Raw genomic sequence first — 23894 nt, forward strand, 5'->3', positions numbered from 1 at the left:
CGACCTCGGCCCGCGCTACCGCACCACGCTCGCGGGCGGTCGAGCTGTGGTGCCGGCGCGGCGGCCCGGTGGCGCCCGGGCCAGCCCTGCGGGTGATAATGATTCTCATTTATGGTATGCTGTTGTCCTCGTCCGCCGCCGGCTCAGCCGCGCGCCCACCCTCGCCAGAAAGTGTTCGCCCCATGACCCGGCCCTGCCCATTCCGCCGCCTCCCATTCTATTTGTCGCCGCAGCTTGCGGGCACGCCGCGCGCCGGCAAGACGAGCGTGAAGGCGGCGCCGTGAGCGCCCGGCCGCAAGGCCTTGAGGGCCACGACGTGGCCGCCGCGCCATCGGCCCCGGCGGCGGCAGGCGCGCGCGCCGCGCGCCGTCCGGCGCTGTCGCGGTCGCTGCCCGGTTGGCGCCAGGTGTGGTTCCAGTTGCACTGGCTGGTCGGCATCACCGGCGGCACGCTGCTGATGGTGATCGGCCTGAGCGGCGCCCTGCTCTCCTTCCGCGAGGAATGCCTCGACCTGCTCAACCCCGGCGTGCGCCAGGTGGCGCCGCGCGCCGAACCGGTCCTGGCGCCGGCCCAGGTGGCCGCCGCCGTGGCCCGCGTGCACGGCGCGCGCCGCATCAGCACGATGATGGTCTACGCCGAACCCGGCGCCGCCACCCGCGTGATCTTCGCGCCCCTGCCCGGCCAACGGCGCGGCGAATCGATCTATGTCGATCCCTACAGCGGCGCGGCGCAGACACTGCGCGGCCACGAGGCCTTTGAATGGATCGAGGCGCTGCACCGCTGGCTGCTGCTGCCGCGCGAAACGGGCGATCCCGTCACCGGCACGCTGGCGCTGCTGCTGATCGGCATGGCCGCCAGCGGCCTGTACCTGCGCTGGCCGCGCCGGGCGCTGTCCTGGCGCACCTGGCTGACCTTCGACCCGGCGCTGCGCGGCCGCCCCTTCCTGTGGAATCTGCACGCCGTGCTGGGCACCTGGGTGCTGCCGCTGTACCTGGTGCTGGCCGGCACCGGCCTGTACTGGAGCTTCGACATCGTGCGCGACAGCCTGGAGAGCTGGGCCGGCCGGCCGCCGCGCGCGGCGATGAACCACGCCGCCGCCAAGCCGGCAGCCAAAGGCGCCGACATGCCGGCCGGGATGGCGCACGCCACCGGCACAGCCACCCTGGCGCTGGCCTGGGACAGCTTCCTCGGCAAGGCGCCGGACTGGCGCATGGCCAGCCTGCGCATCTCCGAGAAGGCGGCGCAGCCCATCCAGATCAGCTGGCTGGGCGCCGCCGCGCCGCACGAGCAGGCGCGCAACCGCATGTCCGTGCTGGCCGCCAGCGGCACGATCACGCAAGACAAACGCTACGCCGACCTGAACGTGCGCGACCGCTTCCTGACCACCTTCTATCCGCTGCACATGGGCACCTACTTCGGCCTGCCCGGCCGCTTGGCGATGATGCTCGCCGGCCTGGCCATGCCGCTGTTCGGCATCACCGGCTGGATGCTCTACCTGGGCCGGCGCAAACTCAAGCGCGCCGCCCGCGCCGAACGGGCGCTGTTGGCCGACACCGCCACCGCCACAGCCAGCCCAGCGCCGGCCGGCGCCACGGCCGCCACCACCCTGCTGGCCTACGCCAGCCAGTCCGGATCGGCCGAGCGCCTGGCGCTGCGCAGCGCCGCCGCCCTGCGCCAGGCCGGCGCCGCCGCCACCGTGCAATCGCTCGACCGCCTCGCCCCGTCCGACCTGCTCGGCTACGCGCGCGTGCTGCTGGTCGCCAGCAGCTTCGGCGAGGGCGAGCCGCCGGACGGCACGCGCCGCTTCGCCCGCCTGCTCAAACAAGCCGACGCGGCCAGCCTGTCCGGCCTGCGCTTCGGCCTGCTGGCCCTGGGCGACCGCCACTACAGCGACTTCTGCGGCTTCGGCCGCGCCCTCGACCAGCGCCTGCGCGCCCTCGGCGCCAAACAGCTGTTCCCCGCCATCGAGGTGGACGACGGCGACGCCGTCGCGCTGCAACGCTGGTCGCATTCGCTGGCCCAGCTGTGCGGCGTCGACAAGTTGACGGGCATCGCCCCCGGCACCAACGATGGCGCCGCCGACGACGCCGGCAAGCATGCCAACGGCAGCGCCGACGACGCCAACCACGCCGGCGCCTGGCAAACCTGGCAGCTAGTCGAGCGCACACTGCTCAATCCGGGCAGCCAGGGCGGCCCGCTGTACGAGGTGGTGCTCGATGGCGCCGGCGCCAACTGGCAAGCCGGCGCCCTGCTCGAGGTGTTGCCGCGCAATCCGGACGGCGCCGTCGCCGCCTGGCTGCGCCAAAGCGGCCTGGACGGTCACGCCTCGGTGCGCCTGGGCAGCGCCGTGTGCAGCCTGCACGAGGCGCTGGCGCGCAGCATCCTGCCGGCGCCGGCCGTGGCGACGAGCTTGGCCTCGGCCGCACAGGCAAGCTCGGCTTCGGCCGTGCCGACGAGCTCGGCTTCGGCCGTGCCGACGAGCTCGGCTTCGGTCGCACCGACCAGCTCGGCCCAGGCCTGCGCCGACCAGCTGCGCCCGCTGGCGCCGCGCAGCTACTCGCTGGCCTCGCTGCCGCAGGACGGCGGCCTGCAACTGCTGGTGCGCCAGGAAAGCCACCCTGGCGGCCTGGGCCTCGGCTCCGGCTGGCTGACCGCGCACGCTCCGCTGGACGCGCCCATCCAGGCGCGCCTGCAGGCCAACCCCGGCTTCGCGCCGGCCGAGGCCGACGGCCCCGCCATCTTCATCGGCAACGGTTCCGGCTTCGCCGGCCTGCGCGCCCACCTGCGCGCCCGCGCGCTGGCCGGCCGGCGGCGCAACTGGCTGCTGTTCGGCGAGCGCGAGCAAGCCTACGACAGCATCTGCGCCGACGAGATCGCACAGTGGCAGGCCGCCGGCCTGCTGCCGCGCCTGGACCTGGTGTTCTCGCGCGACGGCGCGCGCCGCGAGTACGTGCAGGACCGCCTGCGCGGCGCCGCCGACGAGCTGCGCGGCTGGATCGCCGACGGCGCGATGGTCTACGTCTGCGGCAGCCTGCAAGGCATGGCCGGCGGCGTCGACGCGGCGCTGGTCGAGATCCTCGGCGCCGACGCGCTCGACGACCTGGCCGCCGCCGGCCGCTACCGCCGCGACGTCTACTAGGCGCCAACAAGCCGCCATCAAGTCGGCGGGCGCCAGGCCCGCCGACGCAGCCCGCCACAGCTCCGCATGGCTACGCCACGGCGCGCCATCCTCGGCCTCATTCGAACTTTTTTACAAAGCCCACATAGATGCGCCGCGCGACGAAATGATCGAAGCCGGCCTGACGGAATGTGCTCGTATCGATCCAATAGCGGCGCTTGCTGCCATCGAAAATATCATTGGCGTTGACCGTCAAGCTGAGTGTCTTACTCACTTGGTGCTTCCAGCTTAAATTGACGCTGCTGGTCGCCCCATATCGGCCCAGCGGGGTTATCCCCGCCGACTGGACATGCGCATCGAGCGACACGTCGTCGTGTCCGCCGCTATACGCCGCTCTGAAGTTGACATAGCCCGAGACGGCGTTCTGCCGCACGGGGCCGGAAAGATCGGGCGTATCAAGCATCACGCCGTACGCGCCGCCGTCCATACCCAAACGCAGCGTCGCGTCCGGCGTCCAATCGACAGACCCGGTGATGCCGGTCGAGCGCGCCCTGCCGCCGTTCTGCTTCGAGGTAAGCAGCACCTTGTCGGCAAAACTGCGCGCATCCGCCACCGTCTCGCGGCTGCTACGAAAGAAGGCGTTCAGACTGCCGCTCAGCTGCCCCGCCTCGACATTGCCGCCGATCTCCCAAGAGCTCAGCAGCTGCGGCTTGAGCCTGGGGTTGCCGCGACTCAAATTTTGCGCATCGACATAAGTGGTGAAGGGATTGAGATCGCGCGGGTCCGGCATCTGCACACTGCGGCGATAACTCAGCGTCAGGTCGACCTTGTCGCTGACGGCATATTGCGCGTGAAGGCTGGGATTGAATGCCCGCCAATGCGCCGTTTGCATGCCGCTCTGCGCCGGACTCACCTGGAGCGCCATGCGTTCGGCCCGTCCTCCCAACAACACCTCCCATTTTTCGTAGCGGATCTGGTCGGTCAAATACGCCGCGTGCAGCGTGGTCTTCACGGCATAACCGTTGCTGGTGTTCAGGTCGGGCGTCTCGGCGCCTGTCGAAGGATCGACCAGCGCCTGATAGTTATAGAGGTCGTCGACTTTGCGCTGGAGATCCAGGCCCATGCCCCACTGGCCCTGTTCGGTCGAGCGGCTCCAGTCGACCGTGGCCTGGCTGAGGTGGCGCGCCGACTTGGTGGTGCCGTGACTGTAGGCGCTGGCGCCAGCCGGTTCTAAAAACACGTCGCTATACGACTTGTCGATCAGCCCCTTCGTCGCGCTGTGCTGAACCATTGCCTTCAGTGCCGCGCCCCTGTCCTGGTGGCTGAAACTCACACTGGCGCTGTTGTCCGACTGCTCGTTTGGACCGTCGGAAATACGATGGTAAATGGTTTCCGCAGCGCCGCTACGCTCCTCGTTGAGCACGTCGAACAGCGGACGCGAGCGGCGCGCGTTGTGCCGTGCCGACAGGCTCAAGCTATCCGTGTCGCTCAAGGCACGATCGAGGCTCAGTGCCGCGCTTTCGACGGTGCGACGGACGAACACCTCCGAAGTCTGCCGCGTCTGTCCGGTTTGGCCGCCAAGTGGATTATTCCAGTCTACCGCCGACTGGCGGATTTTCAGCGTGCCGTCATGGCGGAACGCCAGGTTGCCGTGCAGGCTCAAACTATCCCGCGTCATGTCGCCCGCGCTGCCGACATTCCATAATCCTTGGTCGGTGGCGCTGCCCTGGATCTGTGCGTGTGCGCCCGGCTTGCGGTTTCGCTTCAACACGATGTTGAGGATCGCGCCGCCATTGGCCTGGTAGGCAGCGGACGGATTGGTGATGACCTCGATGCTGGCAATGTCCGCGCCGCTCATGGTCTGTAGCGCCAGCGCCCGCTCGTCGCCCGAGCCCGAGGTGATCGCCGTCGGCTTGCCGTTGACCAAGACCGTGACCCGGGTATTACCCTTGACCGAGATTTGCCCATCGGCCGACACCGACACCTCTGGCGTCGATTGCAACACATCTTGCGCCGTACCGTTTGCCGCCCTGGTCGAGTTGGCAACGTCGTAGACAGTCTTATCCAGCTTTTTGACGACCGCTTCCCTCTTTCCCGCCACCACAACCGTTGCGCTTGCCGCCTCCTTCTCCTGCGCGCGCGACGCCTCCGGCAGCGCGACGAGCCCGAGCAGTATCAATGAAAGTGCCGCCCTAGGCACGCAGGCGATCATGCAGCGGCGTAGCCATCAATGCCACCGTTGGGTGGACAATGTTAGCGGCGGACTCTTGGTTGGATTGCATGCCAATATTATAAAGTTTCTAAACAATAATTAGGCGCATATTTAAGATGTGACGTTGACGGCTCCACAAACGACAAACCCGCCGTGTCCGCATCACCTTTTCAGGTCATGCGAACACGGCGGGTTTTGCTGCGGGCGGCTACCGCCACCCGCGCTGCTGCGAAACGCTATTACGCGTCGCGCGATGCTTTCTTGCGCTCGTTCTCTTTCAGGAAGCGCTTACGCAGACGGATCGACTTAGGCGTGATTTCCACCAGTTCGTCGTCGGCGATGAATTCAACGGCGTATTCCAGCGACATCTGAACCGGCGGCACCAGGCGCACGGCTTCGTCGGTACCCGACGAACGCACGTTGGTCAGCTGCTTGCCCTTGATCGGGTTGACCACCAGATCGTTGTCGCGCGAGTGGATACCGATGATCATGCCTTCGTACACTGGGTCGTTGTGGACCACGAACATACGGCCGCGATCCTGCAGTTTCCACAGAGCGTAGGCAACGGCGGCGCCGTCGTCCTGCGAGATCAGCACGCCGTTACGACGGCCGGCCATTTCGCCACGGGTGTTGTCGACCGCTGCGTACTCGTCGAAGATGTGGCTCATCAAGCCAGTACCACGGGTCAGGGTCATGAACTCCGACTGGAAGCCGATCAGGCCACGTGCAGGGATGCGGTATTCCAGGCGTACACGGCCCTTGGCATCCGATTCCATGTTCTGCAGGTCGCCGCGACGACGGCCCAGTTCTTCCATCACGCCGCCTTGGTTGGCTTCTTCGACGTCAACGGTCAGCAGTTCGAACGGCTCGTGGCGCACGCCATCGACCATTTTGTAGACCACGCGTGGACGCGACACGGCCAGCTCGAAGCCTTCGCGACGCATGTTTTCGATCAGGATGGTCAGGTGCAGCTCGCCGCGGCCCGATACTTCGAAGATCGTGTCGTCGTCGGTCGGCGCAACGCGCAGGGCGACGTTGGCTTTCAGTTCTTTGTCCAGGCGGTCGCGCAGCTGACGGCTGGTGACGAACTTGCCTTCGCGGCCGGCCAGTGGCGAGTTGTTGACCATGAAGTTCATGGTCAGCGTTGGCTCGTCGACGGTCAGCATTTCCATCGCGTCCGGGGTGTCCGGTGCGCAGATGGTCGAGCCGATGCCGATTTCTTCGATACCGTTGATCAGGATGATGTCGCCGGCGACGGCTTCGTCAACCAGCACGCGCTCCAGGCCTTTGAAGTTCAGCACCTGGTTGATGCGGCCCTTGATCGGGGTCGAATCCGGACCGTTCAGGACGATGACGTCCTGGCCGGTGCGCACGCGACCGCGCGAAACGCGGCCGATACCGATTTTGCCGACGTAGGACGAGTAGTCCAGCGAGGTGATTTGCATCTGCAGCGGACCGTCCGGATCGTCGTCACGCGAAGGCACGTGCTTCAGGATCGCTTCGAACAGCGGCTTCATGTCGCCTTCGCGGACGCTGTCGTCCAGCGAGGCGTAGCCGTTCAGGGCCGAGGCGTAGACGACTGGGAAGTCCAGTTGCTCGTCGGTCGCGCCGAGTTTGTCGAACAGTTCGAAGGTGGCGTTGATGGCCCAGTCAGGACGGGCGCCCGGACGGTCGATCTTGTTGACGACGACGATAGGCTTCAGGCCCAGCGCCAGTGCCTTGCGGGTCACGAAGCGGGTCTGTGGCATCGGGCCTTCTTGGGCGTCGACCAGCAGCAGAACCGAGTCCACCATCGACAGAACACGTTCCACTTCGCCGCCGAAGTCGGCGTGGCCTGGGGTGTCGACGATGTTGATGTGGGTGCCTTCGTACTCAACGGCGCAGTTCTTCGACAGAATGGTAATGCCGCGTTCTTTTTCAAGGTCGTTCGAGTCCATCACGCGGGTTTCAACTTGCTGGTTGTCGCGGAAGGTACCGGACTGGCGCAGCAGTTTGTCGACGAGGGTAGTTTTACCGTGGTCAACGTGGGCGATGATAGCGATGTTGCGAATTGCGCGTTTTGTAGTAGACATGGTCATTTATTTGCTGAAAAACTGCGGGGGCGTACAGCGTGTACGGAGGTGTTCGGTTGCTTGCCAATTTCTGGAACCGCGTAGTATAGCATGCGGCATTGCCTCAGTTCAAAAAATCCTCGCGATTCAAAGATTTAGCGCAATTGTGCACGCCGCGCGAACGTAAAAAAAACCCGCCGGCGCGGGCGGGGGAAATCAAGGCGAGGCAGGCGCCTGCTGGCGCCGTCCGTGGCGATGCTTAGGTGTGCGCGGTGGCGATCAGGCGCTCGGGCGCCAGGATGCTGTACTCGCCCAGTTGGCCGGTGCCGAGCAGCTTGTCGTCGAGATAGACGCGGACCCTGCCCTGCTCGGCCGGCAGCGGACCGGGCAGCGACTCGACGTCCTTGCCCAGCGCCAGGCGCTGGCCCTGCAGGAAGCGCTTGGCCAGCTCGGCGGTCAGCTGGACGGCCGGGAAGCTGGCCAGCAGCGCATCGACCGGCGCCAGCAGGCTCAGCGGCTCCGGGTGGGCCACCAGCGCGTCCAGCGTCAACATGCCATCGATGGTCAGCGGGCCGACCTGGGTGCGGCGCAGCGCGTTCAGGTGGGCGCCGCAGCCGAGCGCCTCGCCGATGTCCTGGCCCAGCACGCGGATGTAGGTGCCCTTGCTGCATTTGACCGACAGTTTGAGGAACGGCGCCTCGTAGCTGATCAACTCAAGCTTGTGGATGATCACATTGCGCGCCTCGCGCTCCAGCGTGATGCCGGCGCGGGCGTACTCGTAGAGCGGCTTGCCGTCGCGCTTGAGCGCCGAATACATCGGCGGCACCTGGGCGATGGGGCCGCGGAAACGCGCCAGCACGGCCTCGATCTGCTCCACCGTCACGTCGACCGGATGGCTCTCGACCACCAGGCCCTCGGTGTCGCCGGTGTCGGTGGTCTGGCCCAGATGCACGGTGGTGTCGTAGGTCTTGTCGGCCTCGAGCAAGTCCTGCGAGAACTTGGTGGCCTCGCCGAAGCACAACGGCAGCAGGCCGGTGGCGAAGGGGTCGAGGGTGCCGGTGTGGCCGGCCTTCTTGGCGTTGAGCACGCGCTTGGCCTTGATCAGCGCGTCGTTGCTGGAAAAGCCGACCGGCTTGTCGAGCAACAGCACGCCGTCGACCAAGTCGCGGACTCGTTTCGGATGGTTTTGCTTCATGTGTGTGCGCTCCTGCCGCGTGGGCGACGGCACAGCACCGGACTTGGCCGGCCGCGCCGGCCACTGCAAGCTTACTCGGCGTCCTTGTCCGTTGGTTCCTGCTGCGCCTGCTCGTCGTCCTTGGAGCGGGTGGCGTTGGCCTGGTCGATCAGCAGCGACAACTCCATGCCGCGCGCGGTCGAGCTGTCGTGCACGAAGTGCAGCGCCGGCAGCGTGTGGATGTGCAGGCGCTTGCCCAGCTGGCCGCGCATGTAGCCGGCCGCCGCGTGCAGGCCGTCGCAGGTGTTCTTGATGTCTTCCTTGCTGTCTTTGAGCATGGTGAAGAATACCTTGGCGTGGGCGTAGTCCGGCGTGACCTGCACCTCGGTGATGGTGATCATGCCGACGCGCGGGTCTTTCAACTCGTAGGCGATGATTTCCGACAGGTCGCGCTGGATCTGGTCGGCCACGCGCAAGCCGCGCGCGGGGATGTTTTTACTGTGTTTAGCCATAAATTCGGAATTGCTTTTCTTTAAATAACAAGTGGACGGGAGCAATTATGCGCCCGTCCACCCGGTCAAACCACTCTAATCGACAGCGCTTACAGCGTACGGGCGATTTCCTGAACTTCGAACACTTCCAGGGTGTCGCCAACCTGGATGTCGTTGTAGTTCTTCAGCGACAGGCCGCACTCCAGACCGGCGCGGACATCTTTCGCGTCGTCCTTGAAGCGTTTGAGCGAGTCGATCTCGCCGCTCCACACCACGATGTTGTTGCGCAGCAGGCGCACCGAGGAATTGCGCTTGACCACACCGTCGGTGACCAGGCAACCGGCGACCGCGCCGACCTTCGAGACCAGGATGACCTGGCGAATCTCGACCTGGCCGATGACGGTTTCGCGTTTTTCCGGTGCCAACATGCCCGACAAGGCCGAACGAATTTCGTCGATCGCGTCGTAGATGATGTTGTAGTAGCGGATGTCGACGCCGTTCGACTCGGCCAGCTTGCGCGCCTGGGCGTCGGCACGGGCGTTGAAGCCGATGATGACCGCTTTCGAGGCGACCGCCAAGTTGACGTCGGACTCGGTGATGCCGCCGACGGCCGCATGGACCACCTGCACGCGCACTTCCGAGGTCGACAGCTTCTGCAGCGAGCTGACCAGTGCTTCTTGCGAACCCTGCACGTCGGTCTTGATGATCATCGGCAGGTTTTTGACCTCGCCTTCGGCCATCTGGTCGAACATGTTTTCCAGCTTCGCGGCTTGCTGTTTGGCCAGTTTCACGTCGCGGAACTTACCTTGACGGAACAGACCGATTTCACGCGCCTTGCGCTCGTCGGCCATGACCATGACTTCCTCGCCGGCTTGCGGCACTTCGGTCAGGCCCTGGATTTCGACCGGGATCGACGGACCGGCTTCGCTGATCGGCTTGCCGTTCTCGTCCAACATGGCGCGCACGCGGCCATACGAGGAGCCGGCCAGGATCACGTCGCCGCGACGCAGGGTGCCGGACTGCACCAGGATCGTCGCGACCGGCCCTTGCCCTTGTCCAGACGGCCCTCGACCACCAGGCCACGGGCCGGCGCATCGATCGGTGCCTTCAGTTCCAGAATCTCGGCCTGCAGCAGAACCTGTTCCAGCAGGGCGTCGATGCCCTCGCCGGTCTTGGCCGACACCGGCACGAATGGCGATTCGCCACCGTATTCTTCCGGCAGAACCTGCTCGGCGACCAGTTCCTGCGTCACGCGGTCCAGATTGCCACCCGGTTTGTCGATCTTGTTGATCGCGACAACCAGGGGCACGCCGGCCGCCTTGGCGTGGGCGATCGCTTCCTTGGTTTGTGGCATCACGCCATCGTCCGCCGCCACCACCAGGATGACGATGTCGGTGGCCTTGGCGCCACGGGCACGCATCGCCGTAAAGGCTTCGTGACCCGGGGTATCCAGGAAGGTGATGGTGCCGCGCGGGGTTTCCACGTGGTAGGCACCGATGTGCTGCGTGATGCCGCCGGCTTCGCCCGACGCCACTTTGGCGCGGCGGATGTAATCGAGCAGCGAAGTCTTGCCGTGGTCGACGTGACCCATGACGGTGACCACCGGTGCGCGCGGCACCGATTCAAAGTGAGCGTGCTCACCCTGGTCGGCCAGCAGCGCTTCCGGATCGTCCTGTTCGGCGGCGAAGGCTTTGTGGCCCATCTCCTCGACCAGAATCATGGCCGTTTCCTGGTCCAGCACCTGGTTGATGGTGCACATCTGGCCCAGTTTCATCAACTGCTTGATGACCTCGGAAGCCTTGACCGACATCTTGTGGGCCAGTTCGGCCACGGTGATGGTTTCCGGTACGTAGACGTCCTTGATCACGGCCTCGGTTGGGGCCTGGAAGTTGGTTTCGCGATCGTCCGAGTGCGAAGGACGACGGCCCTTGGCACCACCGCGCCAGCTGTCGCGGCCGGTCGACGGACCGCCACGGCCCTTGTTGGCGCTGTTGCCTGGCGCGCCGCGTTTTTTCGCGTCGTCCGACCAGGTCGACGAAACGTTCGCCGATTTGATCGATTTCTTGTCGGCGGTGACAGGTTTCTTGTCGTCTTTTTTCTCGCCGGGCTTCTTGTCGGCGGGCTTGTGCAGCGTGCCTTCAGGCGGTTTCGGCTTGACGGCGACGACCGGGGCGACCGGCTCGGGAGCCTTGATGGCGCGGCGCGGCGCGTTCATCATCGCCTTGATCTGGGCCACCTCGTCGGCCACGGCCTTGCGGGCGCGGTCGGTCGCTTCGGCCTTTTCGGCGGCTTCCTTGGCGGCTTGCGCGGCTTTCTTCTTGGCTTCCTCGGCGGCGGCGGCCTTCTTCTCTTCCGCTGCGCTGTCGGCGGCCGGCGCGCTGCCGGCGGCGACCGCGGTCGCGGCGGCGGCGGCCTTGGCGGCGGCCTTCTTGGCTTCGGCGTCGGCTTCCTTCTTGGCGGCCGCTTCGGCTTCGGCGTTGGCCTTGGCTTGGGCGTCCTTCTCGGCGTCCAGCTTGGCCAGGCGCTCTTGCTTCTCGCGCAGGTCGGCTTCTTGACGGGCGATCAGTTCGACCTGCTTGCGGGCCTCTTCCTCACGGCGCGCGATATCGGCCGGGTCGGCCACGGCAACGGCGGGCGCGGCAGGTGCTGCCGGTGCCGGCACGTCGTCGCGTTGCACGAAGGTGCGTACCTTCTTGACGGCGACCTGGATCGTGCGCGACTTGCCAGTGGCGTCGGCCTGCTTGATCTCGGTGGTTTCCTTGCGCGTCAGCGTGATCTTTTTCTTTTCGGTGTCAGCCGCCGCGCCGTGGGTGCGACGCAGGTGATCCAGCAGCTTATCCTTATCATCTTTCGACAATGGATCTGACGTCGAACTTTTTTCGACGCCGGCAGAACGCAGCTGCGTCAGCAGCAAATCTGCAGGCATCTTCAGTTCGGTGGCAAATTGGGCTACGTTGTTACTCGCCATTCAGTCCTCTTTTCTATGTGTCGCGGAGATGATAAAGATACTCAAATTAAGCCTTTGCGGATTCGGCAAGACTCCATGCTTTGGCCTGGAGGGCCTTGGCACGATCGTCGTACTTTGAGTCAACCAACTTCATCTCATCGTCGGTCACATCTTCAAATTCACTCTTAATCAGTTCACGTGCGCGGTCGGCGGACAGTGCCAAAATGGCACCGAATTCGTCGTAGGCCAACGCACTAAATTCAGCCACGGTCTTGATACCAGCCAGACCCAGCTTGCCGGCGGTGATGCGGTCCATGCCTTCCAGACCAACCAACGCCTCGTCCATGCCTTCCAGTCCCTCTTCCGAAGCGATCGCTTCGGTGACCAGCGCATCACGGGCACGGGTACGGAGTTCATTGACGGTATCCTCGTCGAACGATTCGATTTCCAACATTTCGGAGATCGGCACGTAGGCGATTTCTTCCAGGCTGGCAAAGCCTTCTTCCACCAGGATGTCGGCCACTTCTTGGTCGACGTCCAGTTTTTCCATGAACAGGGCGCGCACCGCGGCCGTTTCCTGGGCTGCCTTGTCGGCCGATTCCTCGGCCGTCATGATGTTGATTTTCCAGCCGGTCAGATCGGCGGCCAGGCGCACGTTCTGGCCCGAGCGGCCGATGGCGATGGCCAGGTTTTCCTCGTCGACCACGACGTCCATGGCGTGCTTCTCTTCGTCGACCATGATCGACGAGACGTTGGCCGGGGCCAGCGCGCCGATGACGAACTGGGCCGGATCTTCCGACCACAGCACGATGTCGACTCGTTCGCCGCCCAGCTCGCCGGTGACGGCCTGGACGCGGGAACCGCGCATGCCGACACAGGTGCCGATCGGGTCGATCCGCTTGTCCGAGGTGAACACGGCGATCTTGGCGCGCACGCCGGCGTCGCGGGCGGCGGATTTAATTTCCAGCATGCCTTGTTCGATTTCCGGCACTTCCAGCTCGAACAGCTTCATGATGAATTCCGGCGCGGTGCGCGACAGGATCACTTGCGGGCCGCGCATGTTGCGGTCGATACGCAGGATGAAGGCGCGGACGCGGTCGCCGATACGCAGGTTTTCCTTCGGGATCATCTGGTCGCGCGGCAGGCGCGCTTCGATCTTGCCCGATTCCACGATCGCGTCGCCGCGTTCCATGCGCTTGATGGTGCCGGTGACGAGCGAGTCGCCGCGCTCCAGGAAGTCGACCAGGATCTGTTCGCGCTCGGCGTCACGCACGCGCTGCAGGACCACTTGCTTGGTGTCCTGGGCGAAGCGGCGGCCGAACTCGACGGATTCGATCGGTTCTTCGATGTGGTCGTCGACTTCGATGTCGGCGATCTGTTCCTTGGCTTCGAAGTGCAGGATCTCTTGATCCGGCAGCTGCAGGCCCGCCTCGTCCGGCACCACGTGCCAGCGGCGGAAGGATTCGAACTCACCCGACTCGCGGTCGATCGAAACGCGAATATCGACTTCACCTTCATAGCGTTTCTTCGTGGCTTGCGCCAACGCGAATTCCAGCGCGCCGAATACGACATCTTTATCGACGTTTTTTTCACGCGCCAGCGCGTCTACCAATAACAAAACTTCGCGACTCATGCTTTGCGTCCCTTAAAATCCACCTGCGGCACCAAGCGTGCCTTATCCACATCGGCGAAGCGTAAACTCCAACATCGCCGGACCATCTTTTCCTTCAAATTCCAAGGCCAAATTCTCGCCCTGGGGTTCTTGCAGAACGCCCTGGAACGATTTCCGGTTATTACTATCCGGCATGGCCACGCGCAGTTTGACGATGACTTCGCATCCGGCAAACCGCACAAAGTCTTCCAGCTTGCGCACCGGGCGGTCCAGCCCCGGCGACGAGATTTCGAGACGCTCGTAGTTCACGTTCTCGACCGTCAGCACGTGCGACAGCTGGTGGCTGACGGTGGCGCAATCCTCTACGGTGATCGGGCCTTTTTCGGCAGCATCGGCTGCGGTGAAATCGATATACACGCGCAACAGTCCACGCTCGGCCCGTTCGACATCAACCAGCTCATAGCCCAGACCGGCTACGGTCTTTTCAATTAATTCCGGCAGCTGCAAGAAAATTCTCCAGATCAAGGCCCGTTCCACGGATGAAAACGGACCGTTCAAAACGGTTCACCAAAAAAAAATGGGCATCTGCCCATCTTCCTGTATTACCAACCAGATGAAAGCACTCTCAGCAAATTACCCTGCGAAGACTTTTACTAGGCTGGTTATTATAACCGCATATCGTCCGCTCCGCAATGCCGCGCTACCGGCAGAGGCAGGCGTACAACAGAGCAGTACAGGCCGCTAGGCCAGTAAAACAGCGGCTTCACGGGCCGCGCGGCCTGCCGTCGCGAGGACGGCGGGCCGCGCCGGCCGCGCGTTTAACCCTTGCGGCGACGCGGCATGCCGTGGTCGATGGCACCGCCGCGCGGCGGCTGGTTGCGACGCGGCGCCGAGGCGTTGCCGAAACCAAAAGTCGTCTGCAGCGGATCGGGCTGGCGTGGACCGCGCGGGCCTTTCGCGCCCTGCCCCATGCCGCCGCCCTGGCCACCCTGGCCGCCTTGGCCACCCTGGCCACCCTGGCCGCGCGGGCCACGGGCCGGACCTTCGTACGGCGCGCCCAGCGGACGACCGCCAGCGTAGGCGCCAATGCCTTGCGGACGGCCACCCGGACGACCCGTGCCCTGGCCGGCGCCGCCTGGGCGCCCCATGCCTTGGCCGGCGCCGCCTGGACGTCCCTGGCCTTGACCCTGGTAGCCGCCTTGCGAGCGACCCATGCCGCCGCGCGGACCTTTCGGGAACGGATCGGCGTTGCTGTTGCTGACGTCCGGACGGTTGAAGTTCGGCTCGTCGCGGTCCTCGCGCTCCTCGCGCTCGGCGTAGTCGCCACGACCCGGACGCTCGCTGCGCTCAGGACGCTCGGCGCGCTCGTTCGGACGCGACGGACGCGGGCCGTTGCCCTTCGGACCACGGCTCTCGGCGCTGACCGGAATCTTCTTCTCGACGCCATACGCCGTCAGCATTTCGCGCACGGCGTTTTCTTCCATTTCTTCCCAGCGACCGCGCTTCAGGTTGCTTGGCAGGGTCATCGCGCCGTAGCGGGTACGGATCAGGCGCGAGACGGTCAGACCGATCGCCTCGAACATGCGGCGCACCTCGCGGTTGCGGCCTTCGCCGATGATCACGCGATACCACTTGTTGATGCCCTCGCCGCCGCCGTCGGCGATCTTGGTGAACTGCGCCATGCCGTCTTCCAACTCGACGCCGGCCAGCAGCTTCTGGCGCATGCCCTCTTCCAGCTCGCCCAGCGTACGCACCGCGTATTCGCGGTCGATGTGGTAGCGCGGGTGCATCAGGCGGTTGGCCAGGTCACCGGAGGTGGTGAACAGCAGCAGGCCTTCGGTGTTGAAGTCGAGGCGGCCGACGGCCAGCCATTTGCCGGCCTTCATGGTCGGCAGGCGGTCGAACACGGATGGACGGCCGTCCGGGTCGTCGTGGCTGACGATCTCGCCGGCCGGCTTGTGGTAGACCAGCACGCGCGGCGGCTTCTTGCTGACGCGGCGCTGGATCAGTTTGCCGTTCAGGCGGACGTGGTCGGTGGCCAGGATGCGCTGGCCGATGTGGGCCGGCTCGCCGTTGACCGAGACGCGGCCGGCGAGGATCAAGTCTTCCATGTCGCGGCGCGAACCGAGACCGGCTTCGGCCAGCACCTTGTGCAGCTTGGGCGCGTCGTCGTCCGAGGTCAGGTCGCGGCGCACCACTTTGGCCGGGGCCTGGTAGCGTGCTTTCGGCTCTTCGCTGTCGAAGTCGTCCGAGGTGACATAGGAGAACACCGCATCGGCATCGTCCGTCGGCGCTGCGGCGCCGTGTGGCTGCGGCTTGCCGCCCTTGCCCTTGTGCGCGCCCTTGCCGGCGCCGCGCGTGTCGTTGCGCGGACCGCGCTCGTGGCGTGGCTTGCCGTCGGCCGGCCAGGCGCCTTCGGCGGCGACTTCGCCCTCGCCTGCGGCGACCGGCTCCGGACGCGGCATCATGGCTTGGCGGGCGGCGCGCTGCTCGCGCATCTGGCGTGGGCCGCGCGGTGGGCGCGGACCGCGCTCGCCGGCTACGGCAGGAGCGCCTGGCGCTTCTACTGCCGGGGCGGCTTGCGCTGCCGCGGCGCCATCGGCTGCGGCGGCGACTGCGGCCGGCTTGGCGGCCGGCTTGGCGCGCGGCTTCTTGGCCGGCGCGGCTTCGTCGCCGGCTGGCGCGGCCACGGCGGCGGCGCCGTCGACGGCGGCGGCCTCGGCCTTCGGCTTGCGCTTAGGCTTGGCGGGCGCGCCGGACTCTGCGGCCACGGCCGCGTCGGCTTCGATCTGCGCCTTGGTGCGGCGTTTCGGTTTGGCGGCCACTTCGGCGGCGACTGCGCCTGGGACTGTCTCTTCGGTATTAGGATTGTTCATTATTCATTTCTTGGTTGTGCTCAGCGTCAACCGTTAAATCTGGCGCGGGGTCGTGAGTAGGTGCTTCATCTACAACTAAAGCATCGTGGCCGGCGTCCGGGCTTGCCGTGACGTCGTCGGCCACAAGCTCCTCATTTTCCGTACCAACATGTTGGGCGGCATCTTCAGCCGCTCGATCAAAATTCTCCTGCAGGGCCGCCTCCAGCGCTTCCATATCCGGCTTGCTGCCCTGCGTATCGCTGATTTGCTGCAACGGCGGCAGCTGGGACAGCGAATTCAAACCCAAATCATCCAAAAACTGCTTGGTGGTGCCCAGCAAGGCCGGCCGCCCGACCACGTCGCGATAGCCGATGGCGTCGACCCAACCACGGTCTTCCAGCATCTTGATCGTCTGTGAATTGACGGCGACGCCACGGATCTCCTCGATATCACCACGCGTCACCGGTTGCCGGTAGGCGATGATGGCCAGGGTTTCCATGGTCGCGCGCGAATATTTTGGCGGCTTTTCGGGGCTCATGCGGTCGAGATACAACTTCATCTCGGGGCGGCTCTGGAAGCGCCAGCCGGTCGACAGGCTGACTACTTCGATGCCCTTGCCGGCCCAGTCCAAACGCAACTGCTCCAGCAAGTCCTTGATCGTATCGGCACCCACTCCGGCGCCGCGCGGCCTGCCCTGGTCATCGAGCTCGACATACAGTTTTTTCAAACTATGTATCGACAAGGGCTCTTGCGCGCACAGCAACGCGGTTTCGAGGACTCTTTTCGCCTCAACTGTATCCATAGCAATCTTGTGGTTGCATCAAATGCAAGAAAGAAATCAATCACATTCAGTGAGGCCGTTGACCGACACGCCGTGTCGCCAGGAAGGAGTACTCGCTGAAGCTGTTTGTCCGACGCCCGGGCCGATGCGCGCCGAGCGGGAGTGTTACAGGTGGAGAGACATGCCACCGACGGCCTGCGACACAGCAGCAGTGACCGTTGATTTCAAAGTGAAACGCGATCCAGGCACGCCGCTTTCGGGCGAAAACGCACGTGCAACTATACAAACGATCAATACCGTTTCATCCAACAATCCGAATTGTACCTGATAAAAGCGCGAATAGCGCATTTCCACACCAGGATATGTAACACAGCTTACGCCAAGGAAAGCTTTTCGGACAAGATTGCGGATACACCAACAAAAGCCGGGTAGTCGGCGGTGATGACGAAGGTGGGCACCTGCGCCAGATACTTGGCGAAGCGGCCCTTCTGCTCGAAGCGGGCGCGGAAGCCGGAGCGGTCGAAGCGCTGGCCCAGGCGCGGCACGATGCCGCCGCCTATATAGATACCGCCCTGCGCGCCCAGGGTCACGGCGATGTTGCCGGCGACGGTGCCGAGCATGCAGCAGAAGGCCTCGATCACCTCGTCGCACAGGGTGCACTCGCCGACCAGGGCGCGGCGGGCGATCTCCGGCGCCGACAGGTTCTCGGCCGGCATGTCGGCGTGGTCGGCCAGGGCGCGGTAGATCAGTTCGATGCCGATGCCCGACATCAGGCGCTCGGCCGAAACGTGGTCGAACTCGCGCCAGGCGAAGCGCAGGATCGCCACCTCGGTCTCGTTCATCGGCGAGAAGCTGACGTGGCCGCCCTCGCTGAGCAGGGCCGTCCAGCCGCTGCGCGACGGCACCAGGCCGGACACGCCGAGGCCGGTGCCGGCGCCGATCAGGCCGATGGCGCTGTCGGCCACGGCGGCGCCGCCGCCGACCTGGCGCTTCTGCGCCTGCGACAACAGCGGCAGCGAGCGGGCCAAGGCGGTGAAGTCGTTGACCACGACCAGGGTGTCGAAGCCGCAGGCCAGGCGCAGCGCCTCGATGGAGAATTCCCAGTGGTGGTTGGTCATGCGCACCAGGTCGCCGGTGACCGGGTTGGCGATGGCGATGGCGCCCAAACGCACGCCGAGCACGCCGGCCGCCGTCACGGCCGGCGAGGCCAGGTAGGCCAGCAGGGCCGCCGCCAGGGTCGGATAGTCGGCGCAGGCCAGCACCTCGATCAGTTCGATCTTGCCGGGCGCCGTCTCCAGCGCGAAGCGCGCGTTGGTGCCGCCGATGTCGGCCAACAAACGGGGGCCGTTGGCGAAACCGGAGGTGGGGGCGGACGACGTTGGGAGGGACTGGGCTGTCATGATCGAGGAATGAGAAAGGATGCTTAAGCTTAAAGTATTCCCCGGCTCAGGCGCAAGGTCTGTTTGTAGTTTTAGTACATCACAAGCCACACTCAGAACAAAAACTTACAATTTGAAATATTCTCCTCGTAGTATGACTACCGGATGGCGCGCGGCGATAGCCTGCGGCGGCGTGTCCGAAGGCGATGATTTGGCGAGGAAAAGGCGGCGAATGATTTGCCTGGCGGACCGGCGGCACGGGGGATTCGCGCACGAGGTGGCAGCCCATGGAGCTAGGGGGGGGCATAGACGCCAACGGCGCAACCGAGGGTCAGACCCTAGGGTCTGACCCTGGAACTTGGCCCGACGGTGCTCGGCACCGGAAAAAACCTACTGCGGCATGCCCTGGCCGAGCGCTTCCGCCGGCACCGGGCGTTCCGCCGCGAAGGCGGTGTTCCACGCCTCCAGGCCGCCGTGCAGGGGCTTGGCGCGGTGGTAGCCGTGGGCCAGCAGTTGCTTGGCCACATGGGCGGCCGTCACGTCGTTGGGGCAGCTGCAATACACGACGATGTGCTGGTCCTTGCCGAAGGCGGCCAGCGCCGTCAGCGGATCGCCGCCGTTGAACAGCACCGCGCCGGGCACGGAAGGCTCGAGCATTTGCGCGGTGGCGCTGCGCGCGTCCACCAGCACCGGCTCCTGGCCCTGCTCCATCAACTGCTTCAAATCATGGATGCTGATGCGTTCGATCTCGACCGACTGGTGGAAGCGCTTGCGCTCGACATACTTGAACGAGATGAACAACAACAGCAACACGACCAACACGACCAGAGCGGTGGTGCCCATGGTGCTGAGGATGCCCAGCACCTGGTCGACGCTGGTGTGGAAATAGGCGCCGATGGCGATGCCGGTGCCGCTCCACAGCAAGCCGCCGAGCACGCTGAAGCCGAGGAAGGTGGCGTTGCTGGTGCCCATGGCGCCGGCCAGCGGCGGGGCGATGGTGTTGAAGCCGGGAATGAACTTGGCGACGATCAGCGCCTTCGGCCCCCAACGCTTGAAATTGTCCTCGGTCTGGCTGACGCAGTAGTCGGGCGACAGCGAGATGCGGCACAGCAGCTTGAGGATGCGCTTGCCGTAGTGGCGGCCGGCACCGAACCAGAAGCAATCGCTGATCAGGCAGGCGAGCAGGCTCACCGCCAGCACGGCGGGCCAGCTGAAGTCGCCGTCGACGCCCAGCGCGCCGGCCACGATCAGGATGGGAAAGGCGGGAATGGGCAGGCCGATCTGTTCGACCAGCACGACGGCGAAGACGATCAGCACGCCATATTCTTGCAGCAGGAGTATTAAATTCGACATTCGTCTATCTTATCTCAAAAACCGCATGGCGACGGCCGGAAAGGCCCGCCGCCAGCACCGCGCGACACTCACCTCGCCGCCGCCACGCCGCGCGGAATGGCCGACAGCAAGGCCCGCGTGTAGGGGTGGACCGGGTTGCGGTAGAGCTCGTCCGAATTGGCCAGTTCGACCACCTCGCCCTGGTGCATCACCATCACCTGGTCGGCGATGTAGCGCACCACCGCCAGGTCGTGCGAGATGAAGATGTAGGACAGGCCGAACTCGTCCTGCAAGTCCTGCAACAGGTTCAGCACCTGGGCCTGCACCGACACGTCCAGCGCCGACACCGACTCGTCGCACACCAGTATCTCCGGCTGCATGGTCAGGCAGCGGGCGATGGCGATGCGCTGCCGCTGGCCGCCGGAGAACTCGTGCGGATAGCGGTGGAAGGCGGCCGCCGGCAGGCCGACCCGGTCGAGCAGGCGGTGGGCGCTGGCGCTGCGCTCGCGGTCGTCGGCGCCGATGCGGTGGATGCGCATCGGTTCGAGCAGGATCTGCCCCACCGTAAAGCGCGGATTCAAGGAGGCGTAGGGGTTCTGGAAAATGATCTGGATGCGCCGCTTGTAGGCCTGGTACTCGCGCGCCGGCATGGCCAGCAGCCCTTGCCCTCGAACATGGCGCTGCCGCCGCTGGCCTGGTGCAGCCGCAGCAAGGTCAGGCCGACCGTCGTCTTGCCGCAGCCGGATTCGCCGACCACGCCCAGCGTCTTGCCGCGCGCCAACGTGAAGGAGACGTTCTTGACGGCCTGGAACTCGCGCTGGCCGAACCAGCCCTCGCGCACGAAGAAGCTCTTGCTCAGGTTTTCCACCACCAGCACCTTGTCGTCGCCCGGCAGGTAGCCGCGCACGCGGTCGGGCGCGGGCGCGGGCGCGGGCCAAGCCGCCAATGCCGGCGCGGCGTCCCGCAAGCCGGCCAAGGCAGGCGCAGCGGCAGGGCCCGGGCCGGGGCCGGGCCGGCCGGCCGCGCCAAGCGCCCCGCCCGGCTTGCCGTCCAGCTCGCCATTCATATAATCGGCGATCACCGGCAGGCGGCGCGGCCGCGCGTCCAGCGGGGGGCGGCAGTGCAGCAGCGCGCGGGTGTAGGCGTCCTGCGGCCGGTCGAAGATCTGCCGCACCGGGCCGGCCTCGCGCACCTCGCCGTGGCGCATGACGACGACGCTGTCGGCGATCTCGCCGACCAGGCCGAGGTCGTGGGTAATAAATAGCACCGACATCTGCCGTTCCCGTTGCAGCCGGGCCAGCAAGTCGATGATCTGTTTCTGGATCGTCACGTCGAGCGCGGTGGTCGGCTCGTCGGCGATCAGCAGCTGCGGCGCGCAGGCGATCGCCATGGCGATCATCACGCGCTGCTGCTGGCCGCCGGACAACTGGTTCGGATAGGCGTCGATCTTGCGCGCCGGGTCGGGGATGCCGACCTCGTCGAGCAGCGCCAAGGTGCGCAGGCGCGCCTGGGCGCGGTTCATGCCCATGTGCAGGCGCAGCACCTCGCCGATCTGGAAGCCGACGCTGAACACCGGGTTGAGCGAGGACATCGGCTCCTGGAAGATCATGGCGATGTCCTTGCCGCAGACGCGGCGGCGCGCGGCGGGCGCCAGCGCCAGCAAGTCCTGGCCGGCGAACAGAATTTGGCTGGCCGGGTCGAGCAGCGCCTGGCCGGCCGGCAGCAGGCCCATTACCGCCAGCGAGCTGACCGACTTGCCGCTGCCCGACTCGCCCACCAGCGCCACGGTGCTGTTGCGCGGCACCACGAAGGAGACGCCTTTGAGCGCCTCGACGCTGCTGTGCTTGTCGATTCGAAACCGTACGCGCAAGTCGCGCACGTCGAGCAAATGGTCCATGCTATGTCACTTTCGGATCGAGGGCGTCGCGCAGGGCGTCGGTCAACAGCGAGAAAGCCGTCACCAGCACGGCCATGGCCAGCGCGGCGGCGCTGAGCTGCCACCACTTGCCCAGGATCAGCTCGTTCTGCGCCTCGTTCAGCATGCTGCCCCAGGACACCACGCCGACCGGCACGCCGAAGCCGAGGAAGCTGAGGATCACCTCGGCCTTGATGAAGCCCACCACCAGGATCGACAGCTGCACCAGCGCGACGTGGCTGACATTGGGCAGGATGTGCGAAAACATGCGGCGCCAGTGCGAGGCGCCGATGGCGTCGGCCGCCATCACGTATTCGCGCCCCTTGTGCTTGATGTACTCGGCGCGGATCAGCCGATAGGGGCCGGTCCAGCCGGTCAGGCCGAGGATCAGCACGATGGTCAGCACGCCCTTCTGCTGCAGCACGGCGGCCACCGTCAAAATCATCAGGATCGAGGGGATGGCGGTGAAAACGCTGTAGAACCAGTTGAAAAAATCATCGACCAGGCCGCCGTAATAGCCGGAGAAGGCGCCGAACAAGGTGCCCAGGCCGACCGCCAGCAGCGCCGCCACCAGGCCGACGACGATCGAGGTCTCGCCGCCCTTGATGGTTTTCTTGACCACGTCGTGGCCCCATTTGTCCGCGCCTAAGGGCAAGGTTTGCCGCAGCGCCAAGGCGGCGCCGGCGGTGCCAGCGGCGCCGGCGCGGGCGCGCAGCTGGCGCAGGTTCATCGGCCAAGGGGTCGAACTCGTTGGCCGGGCGCGGCGCGCCGGCGGCGGCAGCGGCCGCCAACTCGGCCGGCGCGGCGCCGACGAAGCTCGGCGGGGCGTAGCTGACGGCCACCTCGTCCTCCCAGTCGGCGACGAGCAGGCCGCCGGCCGACAGCAGCAGCATCAGCAGGAAGGCGGCGACGACGGCCAGCGCCAGCATCGCCACGCGGTCGGCGCGCAGGCGGCGCCAGGCCAGCGCCCACAGGCCGGGAGAGTGTTGCGTGTTGCTCGAATCCATAGTCCGCGTTCCCATCACTTCAGTTGCACCCGCGGATCGACGGCCTGGTACAGCAGGTCGGTCAGCAAATTGAACAGCATCGTGGCGATCGCCACGTAGACGGTGATGGCCTTGATGACCGGAAAATCGCTGCGCTCGACGGCCAGGATCACCTCGCGCCCGATGCCGGGGATGCCGAAGAAGCGCTCGAGCAAAAAGGCGCCGATCAGCAGCGCCGGCAGGTTGGCCATGACATGGGTGATGATGGGGATGGCGGCGTTGCGCAGCACGTGCAGCCACATCACGCGGGCCTCGCCCAGACCCTTGGCGCGGGCGGTGCGCACATAGTCCTGGTTGACCTCGTCGAGCACGAAGCTGCGGTACAGCCGCAGGGTCGGCGCGATCGACACGGCCAGGCCGATCAGGATCGGCAGGCTGGCGTAGCGCAGCAGGTTCTCCCAGAAACCGTCGCCCCAGCCCTGCACCGGGAACAGGCCCAGCTTGAAGGCCAGGCCGTACTGGAACACGATGATGTAGACCAGGATGCTGATCGACATGCCGACGGTGCAGGCGACCATCACCGCGCGGTCGGTCAGCGAGCCGCGCACGAAGGCGATGGCCAGCGCCAGCGCGACGCCCAGCACCGTCTCGAGCACGGTGAGCGGCAGCAGCACCGTCAGCGACGGCCCCAGCCGGCTGACTATGATGTGCGCCACGCTCTCGCCGGTGGCCCAGCTTTGGCCGAAATCGAAGGTGGCGATCTGCTGCACGAAGATCCACAGCTGCACGTAGTAGGGCTGGTCAACGCCGAGCTGGCGGCGGATGTTGGCGATGCTGTCGGCGTTGGCCATCTTGCCAGCCAGGATGTAGGCCGGGTCGCCGCCCACCCAGTTGAACAAGATGAACACCAGCAAGACCACGCCCAGCATGGTCGGCAGCATCTGCCACAGCCGGCGCACGATATAAGCAAACATGAACCATCCCCATTCTTTATTAGCGGCGCTTATGTTGCCGCCGCCGAAAGGGCGTAACGATAACGCA

Annotated in this window: 11 protein-coding genes and 4 pseudogenes; 1 reads left to right on the forward strand and 14 read right to left on the reverse strand. The window is 65.6% G+C overall.

All coding sequences use genetic code 11. From position 1 onward, the window contains the following. Nucleotides 1–388 precede the first annotated feature (388 nt). On the forward strand, nucleotides 389–3139 hold the full coding sequence (locus QC826_RS23110) for a sulfite reductase flavoprotein subunit alpha (RefSeq protein ID WP_279766584.1): 2751 nt from the start codon (nucleotides 389–391) through the stop codon (nucleotides 3137–3139). A 97-nt stretch (nucleotides 3140–3236) separates the two neighbouring features. On the opposite strand, the gene QC826_RS23115 is transcribed toward QC826_RS23110, so the two are convergent. The 14 genes and pseudogenes from QC826_RS23115 to QC826_RS23185 form a co-directional block, all read right to left on the reverse strand. Next, a complete protein-coding gene (locus QC826_RS23115) occupies nucleotides 3237–5330 on the reverse strand; it encodes a TonB-dependent receptor (protein ID WP_279762645.1) in 2094 nt (697 codons plus the stop codon). Nucleotides 5331–5569: 239 nt separating this feature from the next. Then, nucleotides 5570–7402 (reverse strand): translational GTPase TypA, encoded by a 1833-nt coding sequence (gene typA, locus QC826_RS23120; RefSeq protein ID WP_093387735.1) that lies wholly within the window; start codon nucleotides 7400–7402, stop codon nucleotides 5570–5572. Between the two features lie 238 nt (nucleotides 7403–7640). Beyond that, nucleotides 7641–8576 (reverse strand): tRNA pseudouridine(55) synthase TruB, encoded by a 936-nt coding sequence (truB, locus tag QC826_RS23125; RefSeq protein WP_279762646.1) that lies wholly within the window; start codon nucleotides 8574–8576, stop codon nucleotides 7641–7643. 71 nt (nucleotides 8577–8647) lie between these two features. Further along, entirely contained in the window at nucleotides 8648–9067 is a 420-nt protein-coding gene (rbfA, locus tag QC826_RS23130) for a 30S ribosome-binding factor RbfA (RefSeq protein ID WP_093387566.1), read from the reverse strand. An 89-nt stretch (nucleotides 9068–9156) separates the two neighbouring features. Beyond that, nucleotides 9157–12014: pseudogene (infB, locus tag QC826_RS23135) on the reverse strand (translation initiation factor IF-2). Nucleotides 12015–12060: 46 nt separating this feature from the next. After that, nucleotides 12061–13626 (reverse strand): transcription termination factor NusA, encoded by a 1566-nt coding sequence (nusA, locus tag QC826_RS23140; protein ID WP_099415235.1) that lies wholly within the window; start codon nucleotides 13624–13626, stop codon nucleotides 12061–12063. Next, a pseudogene (rimP, locus tag QC826_RS23145) lies at nucleotides 13623–14112 on the reverse strand (ribosome maturation factor RimP). Before rimP ends, nusA begins: the two are co-directional and overlap by 4 nt. A 311-nt stretch (nucleotides 14113–14423) precedes the next feature. Then, nucleotides 14424–16481 carry a 23S rRNA pseudouridine(2605) synthase RluB gene (gene rluB, locus QC826_RS23150; protein WP_279762647.1) on the reverse strand — a complete coding sequence of 686 codons (2058 nt, stop codon included), beginning with the start codon at nucleotides 16479–16481 and terminating at the stop codon, nucleotides 14424–14426. Then, nucleotides 16468–17262: an SMC-Scp complex subunit ScpB gene (scpB, locus tag QC826_RS23155; protein ID WP_279762648.1), complete on the reverse strand. Its 795-nt coding sequence runs from the start codon at nucleotides 17260–17262 to the stop codon at nucleotides 16468–16470. The genes rluB and scpB overlap by 14 nt, the downstream gene beginning before the upstream one ends. A gap of 353 nt (nucleotides 17263–17615) precedes the next feature. Continuing rightward, a complete protein-coding gene (locus tag QC826_RS23160; protein ID WP_279762649.1) occupies nucleotides 17616–18641 on the reverse strand; it encodes a glucokinase in 1026 nt (341 codons plus the stop codon). A 369-nt stretch (nucleotides 18642–19010) separates the two neighbouring features. After that, a complete protein-coding gene (locus tag QC826_RS23165) occupies nucleotides 19011–19973 on the reverse strand; it encodes a VTT domain-containing protein (protein WP_279762650.1) in 963 nt (320 codons plus the stop codon). Nucleotides 19974–20041: 68 nt separating this feature from the next. Beyond that, nucleotides 20042–21849: pseudogene (locus tag QC826_RS23175) on the reverse strand (ABC transporter ATP-binding protein). Between the two features lies 1 nt (nucleotide 21850). Further along, nucleotides 21851–22874, reverse strand: a pseudogene (locus QC826_RS31790) (ABC transporter permease). 14 nt (nucleotides 22875–22888) lie between these two features. Further along, nucleotides 22889–23827 carry an ABC transporter permease gene (locus QC826_RS23185; protein ID WP_279762653.1) on the reverse strand — a complete coding sequence of 313 codons (939 nt, stop codon included), beginning with the start codon at nucleotides 23825–23827 and terminating at the stop codon, nucleotides 22889–22891. Nucleotides 23828–23894 lie beyond the last annotated feature (67 nt).

It is taken from the genome of Rugamonas sp. DEMB1 (assembly GCF_029834475.1).
Classification (GTDB): domain Bacteria; phylum Pseudomonadota; class Gammaproteobacteria; order Burkholderiales; family Burkholderiaceae_D; genus Rugamonas; species Rugamonas rubra.